This window comes from Bartonella sp. TT29SHDZB (assembly GCF_042193395.1).
Classification (GTDB): domain Bacteria; phylum Pseudomonadota; class Alphaproteobacteria; order Rhizobiales; family Rhizobiaceae; genus Bartonella.
The window spans coordinates 312-556 of the sequence record NZ_JBHILQ010000167.1 but is presented as its reverse complement, the minus strand read 5'-3'; the positions used below and the strand labels follow the sequence as shown (position 1 = coordinate 556).

The following is a 245-nucleotide window of genomic DNA, read 5'->3' as shown; positions in this document are numbered from 1 at the left end:
ACATTTTTTTTACGCAAGAGACCCGCTAGATCTAGTCCTTTTTTTGTTTGCTGCGATGTATCTATCTCTTGTCCATGAATTTTTAAACTTTTAAAACAGAATATGGTAATAAAGGTTGCGCAAAGAACCATGATTGAGAGTGCAAACAATCCACTTTGCCCATTTGATATGCCATATAACACGCCACCTAGGAGAGGCCCAGCAATATAACCAAGATTACGCACCGTTTGGATAATGCGGTTTAT

At 38.4% G+C, this 245-nt stretch carries 1 pseudogene; it reads right to left on the bottom strand.

The window, feature by feature from the left end:
- Window positions 1–245 (bottom strand): annotated as a pseudogene (locus ACFIJJ_RS10130) (MFS transporter); the annotation flags it as partial.